The organism is Pseudomonas sp. BN411 (genome assembly GCF_029871235.1).
In the GTDB taxonomy this organism is placed as follows: domain Bacteria; phylum Pseudomonadota; class Gammaproteobacteria; order Pseudomonadales; family Pseudomonadaceae; genus Metapseudomonas.
The window spans coordinates 75351-95003 of the sequence record NZ_SSOM01000082.1 but is presented as its reverse complement, the minus strand read 5'-3'; the positions used below and the strand labels follow the sequence as shown (position 1 = coordinate 95003).

16 protein-coding genes are annotated in these 19653 nt (G+C 62.4%); 6 read left to right on the top strand and 10 right to left on the bottom strand.

Annotated features, from left to right (window positions below; all coding sequences use genetic code 11):
- Positions 1-608: 608 nt before the first annotated feature.
- The 5 genes from rhlB to E8F06_RS25275 all read right to left on the bottom strand — a co-directional run bounded on the left by rhlB (position 609) and on the right by E8F06_RS25275 (position 7290).
- The gene (gene rhlB / locus E8F06_RS25295; protein WP_280372048.1) at positions 609-2084 is read right to left on the bottom strand and encodes an ATP-dependent RNA helicase RhlB; all 1476 of its coding nucleotides are present in this window, start codon (positions 2082-2084) and stop codon (positions 609-611) included.
- 98 nt (positions 2085-2182) lie between these two features.
- The gene (locus tag E8F06_RS25290; protein WP_280372047.1) at positions 2183-3340 is read right to left on the bottom strand and encodes a dipeptidase; all 1158 of its coding nucleotides are present in this window, start codon (positions 3338-3340) and stop codon (positions 2183-2185) included.
- Between the two features lie 108 nt (positions 3341-3448).
- Positions 3449-4387, bottom strand: coding sequence for a GGDEF domain-containing protein (locus tag E8F06_RS25285; protein ID WP_280372046.1), 939 nt, complete (start codon positions 4385-4387; stop codon positions 3449-3451).
- 311 nt (positions 4388-4698) lie between these two features.
- On the bottom strand, positions 4699-6600 hold the full coding sequence (locus tag E8F06_RS25280; RefSeq protein ID WP_280372045.1) for an acyl-CoA synthetase: 1902 nt from the start codon (positions 6598-6600) through the stop codon (positions 4699-4701).
- Positions 6601-6630: 30 nt separating this feature from the next.
- Positions 6631-7290 (bottom strand): alpha/beta fold hydrolase, encoded by a 660-nt coding sequence (locus E8F06_RS25275; RefSeq protein ID WP_280372044.1) that lies wholly within the window; start codon positions 7288-7290, stop codon positions 6631-6633.
- Between the two features lie 477 nt (positions 7291-7767).
- Here E8F06_RS25275 and E8F06_RS25270 point away from each other — a divergent pair, with 477 nt between their 5' ends.
- The 4 genes from E8F06_RS25270 to E8F06_RS25255 all read left to right on the top strand — a co-directional run bounded on the left by E8F06_RS25270 (position 7768) and on the right by E8F06_RS25255 (position 11973).
- Positions 7768-8796, top strand: a complete 1029-nt coding sequence (locus tag E8F06_RS25270; protein WP_151132101.1) for an amino acid ABC transporter substrate-binding protein — start codon at positions 7768-7770, stop codon at positions 8794-8796.
- 109 nt (positions 8797-8905) lie between these two features.
- Positions 8906-10093: an amino acid ABC transporter permease gene (locus tag E8F06_RS25265; protein WP_280372043.1), complete on the top strand. Its 1188-nt coding sequence runs from the start codon at positions 8906-8908 to the stop codon at positions 10091-10093.
- Positions 10094-10103: 10 nt separating this feature from the next.
- Entirely contained in the window at positions 10104-11201 is a 1098-nt protein-coding gene (locus tag E8F06_RS25260; RefSeq protein ID WP_280372042.1) for an amino acid ABC transporter permease, read from the top strand.
- 10 nt (positions 11202-11211) lie between these two features.
- Positions 11212-11973 (top strand): amino acid ABC transporter ATP-binding protein, encoded by a 762-nt coding sequence (locus tag E8F06_RS25255; protein ID WP_280372041.1) that lies wholly within the window; start codon positions 11212-11214, stop codon positions 11971-11973.
- A gap of 477 nt (positions 11974-12450) precedes the next feature.
- Here the strand turns inward: E8F06_RS25255 and E8F06_RS25250 are convergent, their stop codons facing one another.
- From E8F06_RS25250 to E8F06_RS25230, 5 genes are all read right to left on the bottom strand, one after another.
- Positions 12451-13227: an ABC transporter substrate-binding protein gene (locus E8F06_RS25250; protein ID WP_280372040.1), complete on the bottom strand. Its 777-nt coding sequence runs from the start codon at positions 13225-13227 to the stop codon at positions 12451-12453.
- Positions 13228-13600: 373 nt separating this feature from the next.
- Positions 13601-14050, bottom strand: coding sequence for a molybdopterin synthase catalytic subunit MoaE (moaE, locus tag E8F06_RS25245; protein WP_280372039.1), 450 nt, complete (start codon positions 14048-14050; stop codon positions 13601-13603).
- 1 nt (position 14051) lies between these two features.
- Positions 14052-14300 carry a MoaD/ThiS family protein gene (locus tag E8F06_RS25240; RefSeq protein WP_028628601.1) on the bottom strand — a complete coding sequence of 83 codons (249 nt, stop codon included), beginning with the start codon at positions 14298-14300 and terminating at the stop codon, positions 14052-14054.
- Positions 14301-14302: 2 nt separating this feature from the next.
- Complete coding sequence (moaC, locus tag E8F06_RS25235) at positions 14303-14773, bottom strand: cyclic pyranopterin monophosphate synthase MoaC (protein WP_190827388.1); 471 nt, start codon at positions 14771-14773, stop codon at positions 14303-14305.
- A gap of 81 nt (positions 14774-14854) precedes the next feature.
- On the bottom strand, positions 14855-16246 hold the full coding sequence (locus tag E8F06_RS25230; RefSeq protein WP_190827386.1) for a PhoH family protein: 1392 nt from the start codon (positions 16244-16246) through the stop codon (positions 14855-14857).
- A 418-nt stretch (positions 16247-16664) separates the two neighbouring features.
- Here E8F06_RS25230 and yaaA point away from each other — a divergent pair, with 418 nt between their 5' ends.
- Positions 16665-17444 carry a peroxide stress protein YaaA gene (gene yaaA, locus E8F06_RS25225; protein ID WP_280372038.1) on the top strand — a complete coding sequence of 260 codons (780 nt, stop codon included), beginning with the start codon at positions 16665-16667 and terminating at the stop codon, positions 17442-17444.
- 839 nt (positions 17445-18283) lie between these two features.
- Positions 18284-19594, top strand: a complete 1311-nt coding sequence (gene algD / locus E8F06_RS25220; protein WP_280372037.1) for a GDP-mannose 6-dehydrogenase — start codon at positions 18284-18286, stop codon at positions 19592-19594.
- Positions 19595-19653 lie beyond the last annotated feature (59 nt).

Below are 19653 nucleotides of genomic sequence, written 5' to 3'. Positions count from 1 at the left end.
CCCGCAAGTGGGAGAGGGGCAGTTCGAGCGTGGGCCCAGCGCCGCGCATCCGACCGTAGGTTGTGGCAGAGCTACGCGAAGCCCAACATGTGGAGTCACGCTCAACCTCGTTGGGCTTCGCTGCGCTCTGCCCAACCTACAAGAGCCCCTCCCCCCAAACCTCTCCCGCAAGTGGGAGAGGGGCAGTTCGAGCGTGGGCCCAGCGCCGCGCATCCGACCGTAGGTTGGGCAGAGCTGCGCGAAGCCAAACATGCGGAGTCACGGTCAACCTCGTTGGGCTTCGCTGCGCTCTGCCCAACCTACAAGAGCCCCGCCCCCCAAACCTCTCCCGCAAGTGGGAGAGGGTGTTGTAGGTGCCAGCGCGCAGCCTTGGCACTTTCCCTGTGGGGGCGAATTCATTCGCGAGATGGATTGGCACCGAGCCCACCGACATCCCCCCGCCCCAGCCCTCTCCCTCAATGGAGAGGGAGCTGTCCGAGCGAGCTCCAATCGCAGTGTTCTGCCTGTAGGGGCGAATTCATTCGCCAAGGAGGCCGCAGGTCTCCCCTTCCCTGCCCCAAAGAAAAAGGCGAAGCACCTGGCTTCGCCTTTTTTCATTCCACTCGACCTCAGTGGTGCTTGCGCGGCACCGACTTGAGCAGTTCGGTGGGGGGCATTTCGCAGTTGATCTTGCGGCCCAGCAGCTCCTCGATCGGCGGCAGGGCGAAGGCATCGTCCTCGCCAGCGAAGCTGATGGAGGTACCGCTGGCGCCTGCGCGGCCGGTACGACCGATGCGGTGCACGTAGTCGTCCGGGTCTTCCGGCAGGGTGAAGTTGATCACGTGGCTGATGCCATCGATATGGATGCCACGGCCGGCGACATCGGTGGCCACCAGGACGCGAATCTTGCCTTCGCGGAAGCCTTCCAGAGTCTTGATGCGCTTGTGCTGAGGCACGTCACCGGACATCTGGGCGGCGCTGATGCCGTCCCTGGTCAGGCGTTCCTCGATGCGACGCACTTCGTCCTTGCGGTTGGCGAAGACCATCACCCGCTCCCAGTTGTTCTGAGCAACCAGGTTGTAGAGCAGCTTGTACTTGTCGCTGCTGGCCACGGCGTAGACGTGCTGTTCGACGGTCTCGCTGGCGACGTTCTCCGGCTCGATCTCGACGATGGCCGGATCGACGGTCCACTGCTTGGCCAGGTTCATCACGTCTTCGGTGAAGGTGGCGGAGAACAGCAGGGTCTGGCGTTCGCCCTTGAACGGCGTCTGGCGGATGATCTGGCGCACCTGCGGGATGAAGCCCATGTCGAGCATGCGGTCAGCTTCGTCCAGAACCATCACCTCGACCATGTCCAGGTGCACTTCGCCGCGCTGGTTGAAGTCCAGCAGGCGGCCAGGGGTGGCGACCAGGATGTCGCAGAAGCGGGATTCCAGCTGCCTGAGCTGTTTGTCGAAGTCCATGCCGCCAACGAAGCTCATGACGCTGAGGCCGCTGTACTTGGTCAGCGCCTGGGCGTCCTTGGCGATCTGCACCACCAGCTCGCGGGTCGGCGCGATGATCAGCGCACGCGGCTCGCCCATATAGCGCTCTTTCGGCGGCGGGGTCTGCAGCAGCTGGGTGATGGTGGAGATGAGGAAGGCAGCGGTCTTGCCGGTACCGGTCTGCGCACGACCGATGGCGTCCTTACCCTTGAGGGTATGGCCGAGGACCTGGGCCTGGATCGGAGTGCAATAGGGGAAACCCAGATCGTGGATGGCGTGCATCAGCGTCGGATCGAGGTTGAAGTCGTGGAAGCGGGTCTTGCCTTCCTGAGGCTCCACCGCGAAGTCTTCGAGCTTCCAGTTATCAACAGGGCGCGCAGCCTTGGCCGGGCGCTCGCGGCGCGGCTTGTCGGATTTGGGCTTGTCGCTGCGGGGCTTTTTCTCACCGCGGGGTGGGCGTTCGCTGGAGCCTTCGGCCTTTTCGCCTGCTTCGCGAGGCGCTTTCTTCGGTGTGGCCGGACGCTCTTCCTTTTCGGCGCGGGCGGGGGCTGGAGCGGTGGGGGCGGGGCTGGCCTGCGGCTCTTCACCCTTGCTGAATATCTTCTTGAGTGCTTTGAGCACGGTGGTCTCGTCGATTGATTAAGGAATGAACGGCCGCCAGTGTAAAGCAAGATGCCCGCAGGGCGAAGAGCTGCGGGCATTTGAGGGCTTGACTTGGACTAAGGAAGCGTCTCCAGCAGCAGTCGGCGGACGTTTCCGCCCATGATGGCGGCGATGTCTGACTCACTGAAGCCGGCTTCCTTCAGGCCCTGGGTCAGTTGCGCCAGGCCGCTGGTGTCGAAGGGCGTATGCACCGCACCGTCGAAGTCCGAGCCCAGCGCCACATGCTGCACGCCGACCTTGTCGGCGACATAGCGGATGGCCTTGACGATGGCCTTGACCGAAGTTTCGCAGACGGCGGTATCCCAGTAGCCGATACCGATCACTCCGCCAGTGGCGGCGATGCGCTGGATATGCGCGTCGGTAAGGTTGCGGGTACCCGGGCAGGTGCCCTCGACGCCGGTATGGGAGACCAGCACCGGACGCTCGGTCATGTTCAGCACGTCGTCGATCAGTGCGCGGGAGGCGTGGGCCAGGTCCACCAGCATCTTTTTCTCTTCCAGGCGGGCGATCACCCGGCGACCGAAGGGCGTCAGCCCGCCCTTCTCCAGGCCATGGGCGGAACCACCCACTTCGTTATCGAAGAAGTGAGTCAGGCCCATGATGCGGAAACCCGCGTCGTACATGCGGTCGACGTTCTCCAGCTTGCCTTCCAGCGGATGCAGGCCTTCGGTGGCGAGGATGGCGGCGACCTGGTTCGGGTCCTTTTCCCAGGCGGCGAGGTAGCGGGCGAAGTCGTCGCGGCTGCGCACCAGGGTCAGCTTGCCCTGGCTGCCGGCGGCGGCTTCCTCGAGCCTCTTGCCCTGATAGAGCGCGCGCTCCAGCAGGCTGTGCCAGGTTGCGCGGGGCCAGCGCTGGGCCATGGCCAGCAGGGTGATGTTGTCGGAGTCGGAACCATTGCGCTCGTAGTTGAGGCCGCGCGGGGTTTTGGTCACCGTGGAGAACACCTGCAGGCCGACATGCCCTTCAAGCAGGCGCGGCAGGTCGCTGTGGCCGAAGTCATGGCGATCCAGCAGGTTGCGGCTCCACAGCAAGGCATCGTCGTGCAGGTCGGCGACGAACAGCGTCTTGTGCAGGTTCTCGGCCTCATCCGAGGCGTGATAGGGCGGCGGCGATTCCACCGTGTTCATCTCGCGGTCGAGTAACACCGGCAAGTAGAAGAAAATCCCCAGGCCAACGGCCACCAGCAATAGCAAAGCGATCAGAAGTTTGCGCATGTCCAGCTTTCCGGCTGTCTTGTAGTGAACGGACTCTAGCAAACAGACGTTTGAGCGGACGGGAAATCCAGGGCCTGCCTCATTTGGGGAAACACCCGCGAGGCTCAGCTACCCGTTCAGTCGATTACGCCCATCGTGCTTGGCCTGGTAGAGCGCGCTGTCGGCCCGAGCGATCAGGCCTTGCAGGCTGTCCGGTTGCTGCATCTCAGCCATGCCGATGGAAACGGTCACGCCGGGCAGCACGCCCAATGGGGAATAGAAGGAGGCGATCTGCTCCAGGCTGGAGCGCAGCCGCTCACCGATAGTGCGCGCCTCATCGCCGTTGATCTCCGGTAGCAGGATGACGAACTCCTCGCCGCCGTAGCGCGCCATGCTGTCCTTGGGCCGCAGCTGGTTGCGCAGGGTGTGGGAGACCAGGCAGAGCGCGTAGTCGCCGGCCAGGTGGCCGTGGCGATCGTTGTAGGCCTTGAAATGGTCCACATCCAGCATGAGCATCGACAGCGGCTGCTCGTTGAAGGCACAGCGGGTGCTTTCGCGCTGAAAGATCTGCTCCAGCCAGCGACGATTGAAGAGCCCGGTGAGGGTGTCGATCTTGGCGTTCTGTTCGGTGTCGAGAATGATCCGGTTGCCCTGGCGCACACGCTCGCAGAGCAACTCCAGCAGGTTCTGCATCAACTGCGGCGACTGCTGGAACAGGCTAACCAGGGACTGCCGGTGCAGGCGCAATACGGTAGTGGGCTCGCTGGCCACCACGTAGGCCGAAGGATGGTCGTTGTCGATGAAGCTGATCTCGCCGGCGCACTCGCCCGCTTCGATGGTGCTCACCGGATTGTTGTCCAGCGAACCGAGATAGACCTTCAGCCGCCCGCTCACCACCAGATAGAGGTGCTGATTGCGGTTGAACGGCGACAGCACAACCTCCCCTGCCTCCAGATCGCAGGCACGGAATTCCTTGAGCAACTGCGCGAGACAGTTCGCGGTGACGTTCTGGAACAGACGCAGTCGGCTCAGCAGAGCCAAGTCTTCTTGCCAGTGGACATGCTTCATGGCTGCAACGCCTCGGATGGCAGTCGAAGCGGACGACACCGCTAACGATCCTTGTCTCAGCTGTAAACCCGGTGTGACAGTATTCCCACACTTTTTACCTGACAATGCCCACCTAAAGTTGGGCCGACAGACGGCAGGATAACGGTAAGGAACGCGACGATTACTGATATTCGCCACAATTTCGCAACAGTTTTCCGGGCGCGCAAAAATGCCCCGAGCCGCTGCGGGCGGTTCGGCGCGAGAGTTGCGAATGTTGCACAGCGCAGAAGGCCGCCCCGTGAGGCGGCCTTCGACAGCCAGTATAGATGGCCTCAGGCCAGCAGGCGGAACTTCACCGCGTAGCCGGCCATGCGGGCTTCCAGCTTGGCCCGCAGCGACTCATCCAGCCCCGGCACGCGGATCTCGGCAACCTGGCCGTGGCGATCGTCGTTGACCACTTCCACCGTCACGCCCGGCGCTATGGCGCCCAGCACCTGCTCCAGCACACGGCGGGTGGCGTCGAAACGCAGTGTCGGCTTGAAGGTCTTGCCCACGGCGGTGACCGGAATGGCGTCGATGATCCAGACATCCTTGGGCACCGCTGCGCGCTCGGGTACATGCTGGGCGGCATGCGCCAGCAGTTCGGCCTCGCTGACGCTGGCGCCGGGCTTGAGCTGCACATAGGCCACCGGCAGTTCGCCGACCTTGTCGTCCGGCTTGCCGACGGCGGCGGCCATGGCCACGGCGGGATGGCGGTGCAGGGCCTCTTCGATCATCTGCGGGTCGATGTTGTGGCCGCCGCGAATGATCAGGTCCTTGCTGCGGCCGGTGAGCCAGATGTAGCCATCGGCATCCATCCGCCCGAGATCACCGGTATTGAACCAGTCGCCATCGACCCAGATGTCCTTGTTCCTGCTGGCTTGCAGGTAGCCGTTGAACACGGTCACGCCGCGCACACAGAGGTTGCCGATCTCGTTCTGTTCGGCATCACGCAAGTAACTACCCTGCTCGTCGAGCACTGCGACCTTCACCTGGCAATAGGGCATGCGCATGCCAATGGAGCCGGGCCGGCGCTCGCCGTGGGCGGGGTTGCCACAGGTGCCGCAGGTGGCCTCGGTCAGGCCGTAGCCTTCGATCAGTTTGAGGCCGGTCTTGGCCTCGAATTGGCGGATCAGTTCCACCGGCATGGGCGCGGCGCCGCATAGGGCATAGCGCAGGCTGGACAGGTCGTGCCCCTCGCTGGGCACCTGCAACAGGCCCGCGTAGATGGTCGGCACGCCGCTGAAGAAACTCACCCGGTAGCGCTCGATGACTTTCCAGAAGTTCTGGATCAGCCGCGTATTGCGATAGCCCTGAGGCGTGGCAATGAGGAATTCGGCACCCGCGAAGATCGGGGCGAGGCCGGTGACCATCACGCCATTGACGTGGAACAGCGGCAGGCCGCAGAGGGTGTTGTCGCCCTCCCCCAGGTTGATGGCGTAGGCCAGGATCATCGCCATGGCCACTTCGTTGCGATGGCTGTGGGGCGCCAGCTTGGGCGTGCCGGTGGTGCCGCCGGTATGGAAGTAGGAGGCGACGTCATCCGGCGCGATCACCCGGCCGCTCTGCAGGTGGTCGGCGGGGAAGCGGTCGAGCAGTTCGTCGAAGTCCAGCACGCCTTCCGGTAGCAGGCCGCGCTGGGCCTTGATGGCGCTGCGCTCGGGCTCGGGCAGCAGGTTGGCCAGGTCGACGGTGACGATGGCCGAAAGCTCCGGCAGCCGGTCACGCAGGCCGGCCACCTTGTCCCAGAGATCGGTGCCGGGGAACGGCGCCAGCGTCACCAGTACCCTGGAGTCAGCCGCATGGATCAGCTCGGCGATGTGCTCGGGCTCCAGCAACGGGTTGATGGCATTGACCACGCCGGCCGCTTCCCCGCCCCAGATGGTGAAATGGGTATGGGGCAGGTTCGGCAGCAGGAAAGACACCGCCTTGCCCGGGCGTACACCTAGATGATGGAAGGCGTTGGCCGCCTGGGTGACTCGCGCCAACAGCTGTGCATAAGTCAGCTCGAACGGCGCCTCTTCGGCATCACCCTGGAGCAGGAAGGTCATGGCGCGTTTGTGCGGATGGCGCTCGGCACTCTGGCGGATCAGCTCATAGGTGCTGTCCGGCATACCGCGTTCTTCCAGCGAAAGGCGTTCGAGTTCTTCGATATCACGCAGGGTGGCGATGGGCGGAGCGGAGGTCTGGGCCATGGTCGGTTCTTGTTCTGTCGGGTTGCGGGATCAGCTGTGCAGGCGCTCCACCAGCCAGGCGCCGATGTCACGGATCTGCTGCGGCAATACCTCGTGGGCCATCGGATAGTCGCGCCACTCCACAGGAACCCCGGCAGCGGCCAGGCGATCGTGGGCGGAGCGGCCCATCGCAGGCAGCACCACGTCGTCGAAAGTGCCATGCAAGCAAAGGACCGGCAGTTGTCGTTTTGTATCCGACAGTTTCATTTCGTCGGCGAAGGTGGGTGCGTAGGTGGACAGCGCCAGTACGCCGCCCAGCTCATCCGCCCAGCGCAGGAAGGCGGTGTGCAATACCACGGCGCCACCCTGGGAGAAGCCGGCGAGGATGATGCGGCGGGGCTCGATGCCGCCGTCGATCTGTGCCTGCACCAGCGCCATGACCTGCTCGGCCGATTCCTCCAGTTGCGCCTCGTTGATCGCACGCTCAGGGCGCATGGCGAGGATGTCGTACCAGGACGGCATGGCCCAGCCACCATTGATGGTCACCGCGCGGGTCGGCGCCTGGGGCAGCACGAAGCGCGTGGTGCCCAGCACTTCCTGCAGGGCCTCGGCCACCGGCAGGAAGTCATAACGGTCCGCGCCCAGGCCGTGGAGCCAGATGACGCAGGCGTCGGCGCGATGTGTGGGCTCCAGGATCAGTGTGTCGCTCATGTGTGGCTCCGTTGTGGTGCTTCTGCACAGTTATGGGGCGATGGCATCAGAAGGGGTGGTTTGATAACTGAAAAAGATGTCGCAAGGCTAAAACTTTACCTATTGACCTATCTGAATAGGCCTACTGGCGTCTTGCTGGTACGGCCTTTGCTAACCAGCAGCTCACTGAAACACAGCCGTGGCACGGTAACACTTGCCCGGTGTGCAACGGGTTGGGCAGCGGCTCCGGCCGAGGCCTTGCAGGCGGTCACCTGGCGTCATTCGTGATGCGAGGGCGGGCGCAAATCCGTCTCCAGCCCATTTGACCAATGGGCAGGGAAAGGTCCGGTGGCGAGCGGAGCAGCGCCAACTAGACTCCTTCCTTAGGTCCGACACCCCGGTTGACCCTTTCCAGTGCATAAAGGGTTGAACCTGCCTCACGAGGGTACGGCGGTGGGATCGAGACTCCAACACCAATAAAAGCAACTGGAGGTTTTAATGAAGATGGTGAAATCCACCCTGGCCGTGCTGACCGCGGCAACCGTTCTCGGTGTCAGCGGTTTCGCGCAGGCGGGCGCCACCCTGGACGCGGTGAAAAAGAAAGGCTTCGTGCAATGCGGCATCAGTGACGGCCTCCCGGGCTTTTCCTATGCCGACGGCAAGGGCAATTACAAAGGCATCGACGTTGACGTCTGCCGCGCAGTTGCCGCCGCCGTGTTTGGCGATGCCAGCAAAGTCAAATTCAGCCCCCTGACCGCCAAGGAACGTTTCACCGCGCTGCAGTCCGGCGAAGTCGACGTCCTGTCGCGCAACAGCACCTGGACCAGCTCCCGTGATGCTGCCATGGGCCTGAACTTCACCGGCGTGACCTACTACGACGGCCAGGGCTTCCTGGTGAACAAGAAGCTCGGCGTCTCCAGCGCCAAGGAACTCGATGGCGCCACCGTGTGCATCCAGGCCGGCACCACCACCGAGCTGAACCTGTCCGACTACTTCCGCGCCAACAACCTGAAGTACACCCCCATCACCTACGACACCTCCGACGAGAGCGCCAAGTCGCTGGAGTCCGGTCGTTGCGACGTGCTGACCTCCGACCAGTCCCAGCTCTATGCACAGCGCATCAAGCTGGCCGCTCCGGACGAGTACGTGGTGCTGCCGGAAGTGATCTCCAAAGAGCCCCTCGGCCCAGCCGTGCGCCAGGGTGACGAGGAGTGGTTCGACATCGTGCGCTGGTCCCTGTTCGCCATGCTCAACGCAGAAGAACTGGGTCTGACCTCGAAGAACGTCGAAGAACAGGCCAAAACCACCAAGAACCCCGACATTGCCCGTCTGCTGGGCACTGAAGGCGAGTTCGGCAAGGACCTGAAGCTGCCGAAGGACTGGGCGGTGCAAATCGTCAAACAAGTCGGCAACTACGGTGAAATCTTCGATCGCAACATCGGTGCCGGTAGCGAGCTGAAGATCGAGCGCGGTCTCAACGCCCTGTGGAACAAGGGCGGTCTGCAATACGCACCGCCGGTGCGCTGACCGTCGCCCGGCGGCCGCATGAAGTGGCCGCCGGGTTCGAGTTCCGTTTCAACGCGAACCCTGGCCGCCGTCCCCCATCCGGGCGGCCAGCGGTTCCCAGAGGGCTGTCATGCAAAAACCTGCCAACGCCCCGCGTGCCCCGAAAGGTTCGTTCTGGACCGATCCCAAGGCACGTGCGTGGCTATTCCAGATAATCGCCGTCATCGCGGTCGTGGCACTGGGCTGGTACCTGTTCCAGAACACCCAGCACAACCTGCAACAGCGCGGCATCCTGTCCGGCTTCGACTTCCTCGAACAGAGCGCCGGCTTCGGGATTTCCCAACACCTGATCGATTACAACGAAAGCAACAGCTACGGCCGCGTTTTCGTCATCGGCCTGCTCAACACCCTGCTGGTCTCGTGTATCGGTATCGTCTTCGCCACCATCCTCGGCTTCCTCCTTGGCGTGGCACGGCTGTCGCCGAACTGGCTGATCCGCAAGCTGGCGACCGTCTACATCGAGACCTTCCGCAACATCCCGCCGCTGCTGCAGATCTTCTTCTGGTACTTCGCGGTGATGCTGCCCATGCCGGGGCCGCGCCAGAGCCTGGCCATCGGCGAGCACTTCTTCCTCAACAACCGCGGCCTGTACATGCCGGCGCCGACCATTGCCGACGGCTTCCTGCCCTTCCTGGTCAGCCTGGTACTGGTGCTGCTGGCGATCATCGCCGTCGCCCGCTGGGCCAAGGTAAAGCGTGAGTCCACCGGCCAGCGCTTCCCGGTGCTGCTCACCTCGATCGTGCTGCTGGTGGTGATTCCCGGCCTGGTCGCCCTGGTCTTCGGCCGCCCGTTCGAGTGGAGCATTCCGGAGCTGCAAGGCTTCAACTTCCGCGGCGGCTGGGTGGTGATTCCGGAACTGATCGCCCTGACCCTGGCACTGACCGTGTACACCGCGGCGTTCATCGCCGAGAACGTGCGCTCCGGCATCCAGGCGGTCAGCCACGGCCAGACCGAAGCCGCGCGCTCGCTCGGTCTGCCCGCCGCCAAGACCCTGCGTCTGGTGATCATCCCGCAGGCCCTGCGCGTGATCATCCCGCCGCTCACCAGCCAGTACCTGAACCTGACCAAGAACTCGTCCCTGGCAGCCGGCATCGGCTACCCGGACATGGTCTCGCTATTCGCCGGTACGGTGCTGAACCAGACCGGCCAGGCGATCGAGGTGGTCACCATCACCATGAGCGTCTACCTGGCCATCAGCATCAGCATTTCCCTGCTGATGAACTGGTACAACAAGCGCATTGCGCTAGTCGAGCGGTAAGGGGCGAACCATGACGACACACGTATTCAAGCCCGACCAGCCGCCACCCCGGATGAGCGTCGGTGTACTGGGCTGGCTGCGCGCCAACCTGTTCTCGAACTGGTTCAACACCCTGCTGACCCTGTTCGCCATCTACCTGGTGTGGCTGGTCCTGCCGCCGCTGATCAAGTGGGCCTTCCTGCAGGCTGACTGGAGCGGCAGCACCCGCGCCGACTGCACCAGCGAAGGCGCCTGCTGGGTCTTCATCAAGATGCGCTTCTCCCAGTTCATGTACGGCTTCTACCCCGAAGACCTGCGCTGGCGAGTGGACCTGGCGGTATGGATCGCCATCATCGGCGCCGCGCCGCTGTTCATCCCGCGCTTTTCGCGCAAGGCGGTGTATGGCCTGAGCTTCCTGGTGATCTACCCGATCATTGCCTACTGGCTGCTGCACGGCGGCTTCCTCGGCATGAGCACCGTGTCCAGCAGCCAATGGGGCGGCCTGATGCTGACCCTGGTGATCGCTGCGGTGGGCATCGTCGGTGCGCTGCCGCTGGGCATCCTGCTGGCACTGGGACGGCGTTCGAACATGCCGGCGATCAAGGTCATCTGCGTGACCTTCATCGAGTTCTGGCGTGGCGTTCCGCTGATCACCGTGCTGTTCATGTCCTCGGTGATGCTGCCGCTGTTCCTGCCTGAAGGCCTGTCCTTCGACAAGCTGCTGCGGGCGCTGATCGGCGTGATCATGTTCCAGTCGGCGTACATCGCCGAAGTGGTGCGTGGCGGCCTGCAGGCGATCCCCAAGGGCCAGTACGAAGCCGCTGCGGCCATGGGCCTGGGTTACTGGCGGATGATGGGCCTGGTGATCCTGCCGCAAGCCCTGAAGCTGGTGATCCCCGGCATCGTCAACACCTTCATCGCGCTGTTCAAGGACACCAGCCTGGTGATCATCATCGGCCTGTTCGACCTCCTCAACAGCATCAAGCAAGCCACCACCGACCCGGCCTGGCTGGGCATGGCTACCGAAGGCTACGTCTTCGCCGCCCTGGTGTTCTGGATCTTCTGTTTCGGCATGTCCCGCTACTCCATGAGCCTGGAGCGCAAGCTGGACACCGGCCACAAGCGTTAGGAGTCATCCCATGACTGAAGCAAGCAAGAAAGTAGCCGGCGAACCGATCATCCGCCTGCAGGGCGTGAACAAGTGGTATGGCCAGTTCCACGTGCTGAAGGACATCAACCTCGACGTGCAGCAGGGCGAGCGCATCGTCCTCTGCGGTCCGTCCGGTTCCGGCAAGTCCACCACCATCCGCTGCATCAACCGCCTGGAAGAGCACCAGCAGGGCCGCATCATCGTCGACGGCACCGAGCTGACCAGCGACCTCAAACACATCGAGGCGATCCGCAGCGAAGTGGGCATGGTGTTCCAGCACTTCAACCTGTTCCCGCACCTCACCGTGCTGCAGAACTGCACCCTGGCGCCGATGTGGGTACGCAAGATGCCCAAGCGCCAGGCCGAGGAAGTCGCCATGCACTACCTGGAGCGCGTGCGCATTCCGGAGCAGGCGAACAAGTTCCCAGGTCAGCTCTCCGGCGGCCAGCAGCAGCGCGTGGCCATCGCCCGTGCCCTGTGCATGAAGCCGAAGATCATGCTGTTCGACGAACCCACCTCGGCACTCGACCCGGAGATGGTGAAGGAAGTGCTCGACACCATGATCGGCCTCGCCCACGACGGCATGACCATGCTCTGCGTGACCCACGAGATGGGCTTCGCCCGCACCGTGGCCAACCGGGTGATCTTCATGGACAAGGGCGAGATCGTGGAACAGAACGAGCCCAACGCCTTCTTCGACAACCCGCAGAACGAGCGGACCAAGCTGTTCCTCGGGCAGATACTGCACTGACAGCCGTTCGCCGCAACGAGAAAGGGAGCCTTCGGGCTCCCTTTTTCTTTGGCTGGTTTCAAAGATTCTCGCGCTGGCCTGACGCGGCCCTCTCCCCCGGCCCCTCTCCCTGAAGAGGAGAGGGGTGACTCTCGGCTCAACTTCGGCGCCCGCACATACCTGTGGGGGCGATTTCAATCGCTATGCAGGGCGCAGCCCTGCCTTTGTAGAAGCGAATTCATTCGCGATACGGCCGAGCACCGAGCCAGCCGGAGCAACCCTCACCCCAGCCCTCTCCCGCAGGCGGGAGAGGGGGCAGACCGTGCAGCGCTCTGACTACTTTCGTCCGGTCCGTAGGGTGGATGGCGCTCTTCCATCCACCAGCGGCGCCAAGCCGGACCTCGAATGGTGGACCGGTGAAGCGTGGTCCACCCTACGACTACCTGCAAAAATGAAAAAGCCGCGCATTCGCGCGGCTTCTTCCCAGCGGCAGATCAATCACTCGCCGTAGATATCGAAGTCGAAGTACTTGGCCTGGATCGCCTGGTACTTGCCGTTCTCACGCAGGGTCTTGATGGCGTTGTTGAACTTCTCACGCAGCTCGTTATCGCCCTTGCGCACAGCAATGCCGGCACCCTCTCCGAAGTACTTCGGATCGTTCAGCACCGGACCGACGAACTCGTAGCCCTTGCCGTTATCGGTCTTGAGGAAGCCTTCGTTGAGCGGGAAGACGTCAGCCAGCACGCCATCCAGGCGGCCGGACAGCACGTCCAGGTAGATCTCGTTCTGGGTGCTGTAACGCACCACCTTCACACCCTTGGGCTCCAGTACCTCGGCAGCGAAGCGGTCAGTGGTGGTGGAGCGCTGGGTGCCGATGGTCTTGCCCACCAGGCTCTTGAACTCGGGGTCGACCACACTGCCCTTCTTCATCACCAGACGCGCCGGGCTGTAGTAGTACTTGCCGGTGAAGTCGACGGACTTCTTGCGCTCTTCGGTGATGGTCATGGACGACAGCACGGCGTCCACCTTCTTCACCTTGAGGGACGGGATCAGGCCATCGAACTCCTGCTCGATCCACTGGCACTTCACCTTCATCTCTTCGCACATGGCATTGCCGATGTCGTAGTCGAAGCCAGAGATCTGGCCGTCCGGCGTCTTGAAGGCGAAGGGCGGATAGGCGGCCTCGATGCCAATGCGCAGGGGCTTGTCAGCGGCGAAAACGCTGGAGGCAAGCAGGCTCAGGGCAAGGCTGCCCAGCAGAACGAGTTTCTTCATGGTGCGACTCCCGCAGTACGGATGGATGCCCGCCACAGGATAGGACGAGCAGGTTCGGAATGGGTTTGCGAGGCAGAAGAAGACACGGCCACGGACGGCCGGGATGGGAATGAGGTGGGTAGCTGGCTGAGGATCATCATGGATGCCGCTAACTTGTACTTATGAGTCCATACTGGACTCAAATGTACAGATCGTCAATCACCCATGAAAAAGCCCGGCGGGTCCGGGCTTCGAGACAACAGGGATAAATATCTGTGGGGGCGAATTTATTCGCGAAAGGGAGCGTAGCTGCCCCTAGGGACTCCAAATGGCAGGCCTGCGGCCTGCTTAGCGAATAAATTCGCCCCCACAGGAAAAGCAGCCCGCACTCGGATTATTCCCAACGCTCGGCGGCGGCCTTGTCGCTGCACCGCCCTTCCACCCAGCGTGGGCCTTCGGCGGTGTCTTCCTTCTTCCAGAAGGGCGCGCGGGTCTTGAGGAAGTCCATGATGAAGTTGCACGCGTCGAACGCTGCCTGGCGATGGGCACTGGCGGTGCCGACGAAGACGATGGGCTCGCCCGGTTCCAGGCGGCCAACACGGTGGAGTATCTCCACGTTGAGCAGCGGCCAGCGTTCCCGTGCCTCTGCCCCGATCTTCTCCAGGGCCTTCTCGGTCATGCCCGGGTAATGCTCGAGGAACATCCCCGCCACTTCCTTGCCGTCATTGAAGTCGCGCACGTAGCCAACGAAACCGACCACGGCGCCAATGCCGACGTTGGCCGCGTGCAGCGCGTTGAGTTCAACACCGGGATCGAAAGCGCCTTCCTGCACGCGAATGGCCATCTCAGCCTCCTGTGACCGTGGGGAAGAAGGCGACTTCGTCGCCATCGGCGAGGGCCTCGTCCAGGCTGCACAGCTCCTGGTTGCGGGCGCACATCAGGTTCTGTTCGGCGAGCACTTCCCACACGCCGCCACGGGCCAGCAGGTGCTGGCGCAGGTCATCCAGTTTCGCGAACGCCGGGTCACAGTTGAGCTGCTCGCCTTCGATGCCGAGCGCTTCACGGTAACGGGCGAAATACTGCACGCGAATCATCATTACTCCCCGGCCTGGTAGTGGCCGCTCTTGCCGCCCAGCTTTTCCAGCAGGCGTACGTTTTCGATGGTCATGCCGCGATCCACCGCCTTGCACATGTCGTAGATCGTCAGGGCGGCGACGCTGGCGGCGGTCAGGGCTTCCATCTCCACCCCGGTCTGCCCGGCCAGTTTGCAGCGGGCGACGATGCGCACGCAGTCGTCCCCTTCCGCCTCCAGCTCTACCTTGACGCTGGTGAGCATCAGCGGGTGACACAGGGGAATGAGGTCGGAGGTCTTCTTCGCCGCCTGGATGCCGGCGATGCGCGCCACGGCGAATACATCGCCCTTGGGGTGGCCGCCTGCCTGGATCATGGCGAGGGTTTCCGGGCGCATGCGCACGCGGGCTTCAGCCGTCGCTTCACGGGAAGTCACCGCCTTGTCGGTGACGTCGACCATGTTGGCGCGGCCTTGGGAATCGAGATGGGTAAGCACTGCACGTCTCCTTGGACAGGAGACAGATTGTATACAGAAACCCGCGTCGGGCGGCAGCTGCCGCCCGACGGGATACTGAGGTCACATATGGGCTTCGGCGAACTCGGCCAGCACGGAACGCGGCACGCCCTGGAGGGTGATGTGCACGCCGTGGGGGAAGTCCTTGAAGCGTTCGGTGAGGTAGGTCAGGCCGGAGCTCGGCGCGGAAAGGTAAGGAGTGTCGATCTGCGCCAGGTTGCCCAGGCAGATCACCTTGGAGCCAGTACCGGCACGCGTGATGATGGTTTTCATCTGGTGCGGCGTCAGGTTCTGGCATTCGTCGATGATGATCAGGCTCTGCTGGAAGCTGCGGCCGCGGATGTAGTTCAGGGATTTGAACTGCAGCGGCACCTTGCTGAGGATGTAGTCCACGCTGCCGTGGGTGTTCTCGTCATCCATGTGCAGGGCTTCCAGGTTGTCGGTGATCGCCCCCAGCCAGGGTTCCATCTTCTCCGCCTCGGTACCGGGCAGGAAACCGATCTCCTGATCCAGCCCCTGCACACTGCGGGTGGCGATGATGCGGCGATAGCGCTTGCTGACCATGGTCTGCTCGATGGCCGCGGCCAGCGCCAGGATGGTCTTGCCCGAACCCGCCGCGCCACTGAGGTTGACCAGGTGGATGTCCGGATCCAGCAATGCGTAGAGCGCCAGCGCCTGGTACACGTCGCGCGGGCGTAGGCCCCAGGCTTCCTGGTGCAGCAGCGGTTCCTGATGCAGGTCGAGGATCAGCAGCTCATCGGCCTTGATGCCCTTGATCCAGCCGACGAAACCCTGCTCGTCGACGATGAACTCGTTGACGTGCACGGCTGGAAGGTTGTCGGTGAGCTGCACACGGTGCCAGGTCCGGCCATGGTCCTGGCGCGTCTCCACCGTGCTCACGCGGTCCCAGAATGAACCCGGCATATCGTGGTAGCCACGGGACAGCAGGGAGACGTCGTCCACCAATTGGTCGGTGTGGTAGTCCTCCGAGTCGATCCCGCAGGCCCGCGCCTTCAGGCGCATGTTGATGTCCTTGGTCACCAGCACCACGGACATGCCCGGCTTGCGGCTCTTCAGTTCCACCAGCTGGTTGATGATCTTGTTGTCGTTGAGGTCTTCAGGCAGCCAGGTGATGGGGGCTGCGCGTTTGCTCATGAGAATCGAGAGGAAGCCGCAAGGGCCGCTTTTCTCTCGCTGGATGGGTACTCCGTGCTCCACTTCCTCGGGGGTTGCGCCACTGAGGATCTTGTCGATGTTACGGATGGCCTGCCTGCATTCAGCGGCAACGCCCTGCTTGCCGGTCTTGAGCTTGTCCAGTTCCTCCAGCACGGTCATCGGAATGGCCACGTGGTGTTCCTGGAAGTTGAACAAGGCGTTTGGATCGTGGATCAGGACGTTGGTGTCGAGCGCGTACAAGGTTGGAGCGGTAGGGCTGGAGCGTCCGTGGTCATCCATACTCGGTCACCTTCTTATAGGGCCAGGCGACGGAATGCCAGATAGGCGCTCCGCCGCGGGGGACCGCCGACCTCCCCGCTCCGGGTCATGCCGGGTAGAGGATGGAGCCAACAAGGTGAGGGCCTATGGCCGCCACCTGTCTGCAGGGTTCGGCGGTCTGTATTTTTTTTACTCCATTCGGGATGACAGAAAAAAGAACTTTTTTGCCTGTTCGGATCTTTTTTCACAGTGCGACAAAAACCCCTTGGCGCGTAGGGGATCGCCCGCTAAAGTCGAAAGTCCCCTCCCTCGAAATTTCCCGAATTTTCCGCCCCAGGCGGTCATTCCGTTCCTGCATCCAGCCTGCCTATCGGCGGGATAGGTGGAGCCAACCGACGCAAATCCCTAGAATCGCCCCGTTCCCGAAGGAGACGATTCGATGCTGTTGGTGATTTCCCCTGCCAAGACCCTGGACTACGAGACCCCGCCGGCCACTTCGCGCTTCACCCAGCCGGAGTTCCTCGACCATTCCCAGGAGCTGATCCAGCAACTGCGCGCACTCAGCCCCGCGCAGATCGCCGAGCTGATGCACCTGTCCGACAAGCTCGCCGGCCTGAACGCCGCGCGCTACGGCAGCTGGCACCCGGATTTCACCCCAGACAACGCCAAGCAGGCCCTGTTGGCCTTCAAGGGCGACGTCTACACCGGCCTCAACGCCGAAGACTTCAGCGAAGCCGACTTCGACTTTGCCCAGCAGCATCTGCGTATGCTCTCCGGCCTCTACGGCCTGCTGCGCCCGCTGGACCTGATGCAGCCCTACCGTCTGGAAATGGGCACCAAGCTGGCCAACGCCCGCGGCAAGGACCTCTACGCCTTCTGGGGTGATCGCATCAGCGGCTGGCTGAACGATGCCCTGGCGGCCCAGGGCGACGACATCCTGCTCAACCTCGCCTCCAACGAATACTTCAGCTCGGTGAAGCGCAAGGCCCTGAACGCCCGCATCATCGACACCGAGTTCAAGGACCTGAAGAACGGCCAGTACAAGATCATCAGCTTCTACGCCAAGAAGGCCCGCGGCCTGATGGCCCGCTACGTGATCAAGGAGCGCCTGCAGGACCCGCAAGGCCTCAAGGATTTCAACTACCAGGGCTACCGCTACTCGGCGGAGCACTCCGGGCCGGACAGCCTGGTTTTCCTGCGCGACGAACCGCAGGAGTGAAATGAGAAAACCCCGCCGACCGGCGGGGTTTTCTTTTTTTGGGGGGCGTATGAGTGGTGTGGCCACCCACGCCAACCCACGACACCTGGAACACGCAACAATTCCCGGTGCCCCGCCCACCGCTTCACCGCCCCTCATCGGCGATCGAAAAATCGCACTCCCCCGCTGGCATCGATCACCGGCCAAACCTGGCACGCATGTTCCGCAAATCCCGCCTCCAAATCGCAAATCCAATATCACTTCAAGATCATTTAGCCTTCAAAACTTACCTTTAGATACTGGCCAACTTAACTTCACGTAGTGGCCAACTTGCAAAATGCAATCACGGAAAAAATTGGAATTTGCACTATCAGGAACTTTTTTAGAACCGCAAAACTCTGAGCATTCCGTCAGAGCGGAATCGTGCGCAGTCAAGATTCTGCAATAAACCAAACCGGGGACGAACGGTAGGAACTATCCGAAAACGCAGATACTCATACCCCCCGATACCTAAATTCCGCACACGTTTTTTCTGTGTGAATTCCAACTGCCTGGATAACTATCGGCGTAAAGCCGAGGGGTAGTTTTTATCTGGTGAAAACCAAAGAAGTTTATTAAGGAGAAGCGCAACAAACTCGACCTACTGGACAAAACCAACGAGCCAGAGCCGTTGCGGCGATCAGCTCAGGACTCTACCCGGGTAAGCAATACCACATACCCAGTTCAGGCGCCCTAAATTTGGCGTCCGGTATTAATCATGCCTGTGCACCGCAAAGTTGCAGTTGCGACATAACGGTGCAAACGGAAGTGACATTTACGTCACATATTAAACAGCGTGCTGAAAGGACGAGGTGAATACGATGCGAATCAGCATCTTTGGTTTGGGCTATGTTGGTGCAGTGTGCGCCGGCTGCCTCTCTGCTCGTGGTCATGAAGTTATCGGCGTCGATGTCTCTCAGACCAAGATCGACCTGATCAACAATGGCAAATCGCCAATTGTCGAGCCTGGCCTTGAAGAACTTCTGCAACAGGGCGTGAAGACTGGCCGCCTGCGCGGCACGACCGATGTTGCCGGTGCCGTGCGCGATACCCAGGTGTCCTTCATCTGCGTCGGCACCCCGAGCAAGAAAAACGGCGACCTGTCGCTGGATTACATCGAAGGCGTCTGCCGCGAAATCGGTTTTGCCCTGCGCGACAAGGCCGAACGCCACACCGTGGTCGTACGCAGCACCGTGCTACCGGGCACCGTGAAGAACGTGGTGATCCCGATCATCGAAGACTGCTCGGGCAAGAAGGCCGGCGTGGACTTCGGCGTAGCGGTGAACCCCGAGTTCCTGCGCGAGAGCACCGCGATCAAGGACTACGACTACCCGCCCATGACCGTCATCGGCGAACTGGACAAGGCTGCCGGCGACGTCCTGGAAACCCTGTACCGCGAACTCGACGCCCCGATCATCCGCAAGGACATCGAAGTGGCCGAGATGATCAAGTACACCTGCAACGTGTGGCACGCGGCCAAGGTCACCTTCGCCAACGAGATCGGCAACATCGCCAAGGCCGTTGGCGTCGATGGTCGTGAAGTGATGGACGTGGTCTGCCAGGACCACAAGCTGAACCTGTCCAAGTACTACATGCGCCCGGGCTTCGCCTTCGGCGGTTCCTGCCTGCCCAAGGACGTTCGCGCACTGAACTACCGCGCCACCTCCCTGGATGTGGAATCCCCGCTGATCGGCTCGCTGATGCGCAGCAACGCCGGCCAGGTGCAGAAGGCCTTCGACATCATCGCCGGCCATGACAAGCGCCGCGTCGCCCTGCTCGGCCTGTCGTTCAAGGCCGGTACCGACGACCTGCGCGAAAGCCCGCTGGTGGAGCTGGCCGAGATGCTGATCGGCAAGGGTTACGACCTCAGCATCTACGACCGCAACGTCGAGTACGCCCGTGTCTACGGCGCCAACAAGGACTACATCGAGTCGAAGATCCCCCACGTGTCCTCGCTGCTCAACAGCAACTTCGACGCCGTGGTGGACAAGGCCGACATCATCGTCCTGGGCAACCGCGACGAGCTGTTCGCCCCGCTGGCGCAACAGGCTCCCGCCGGCAAGCAGGTGATCGACCTGGTGGGCTTCATGCCCAAGGGCACCCAAGGCAACGCCGAGGGTATCTGCTGGTAAGCGCCCTGCCTCCTCCCCTTGCGGGAGGAGGCATGCCCGAAACGACCAGTACAGGACGA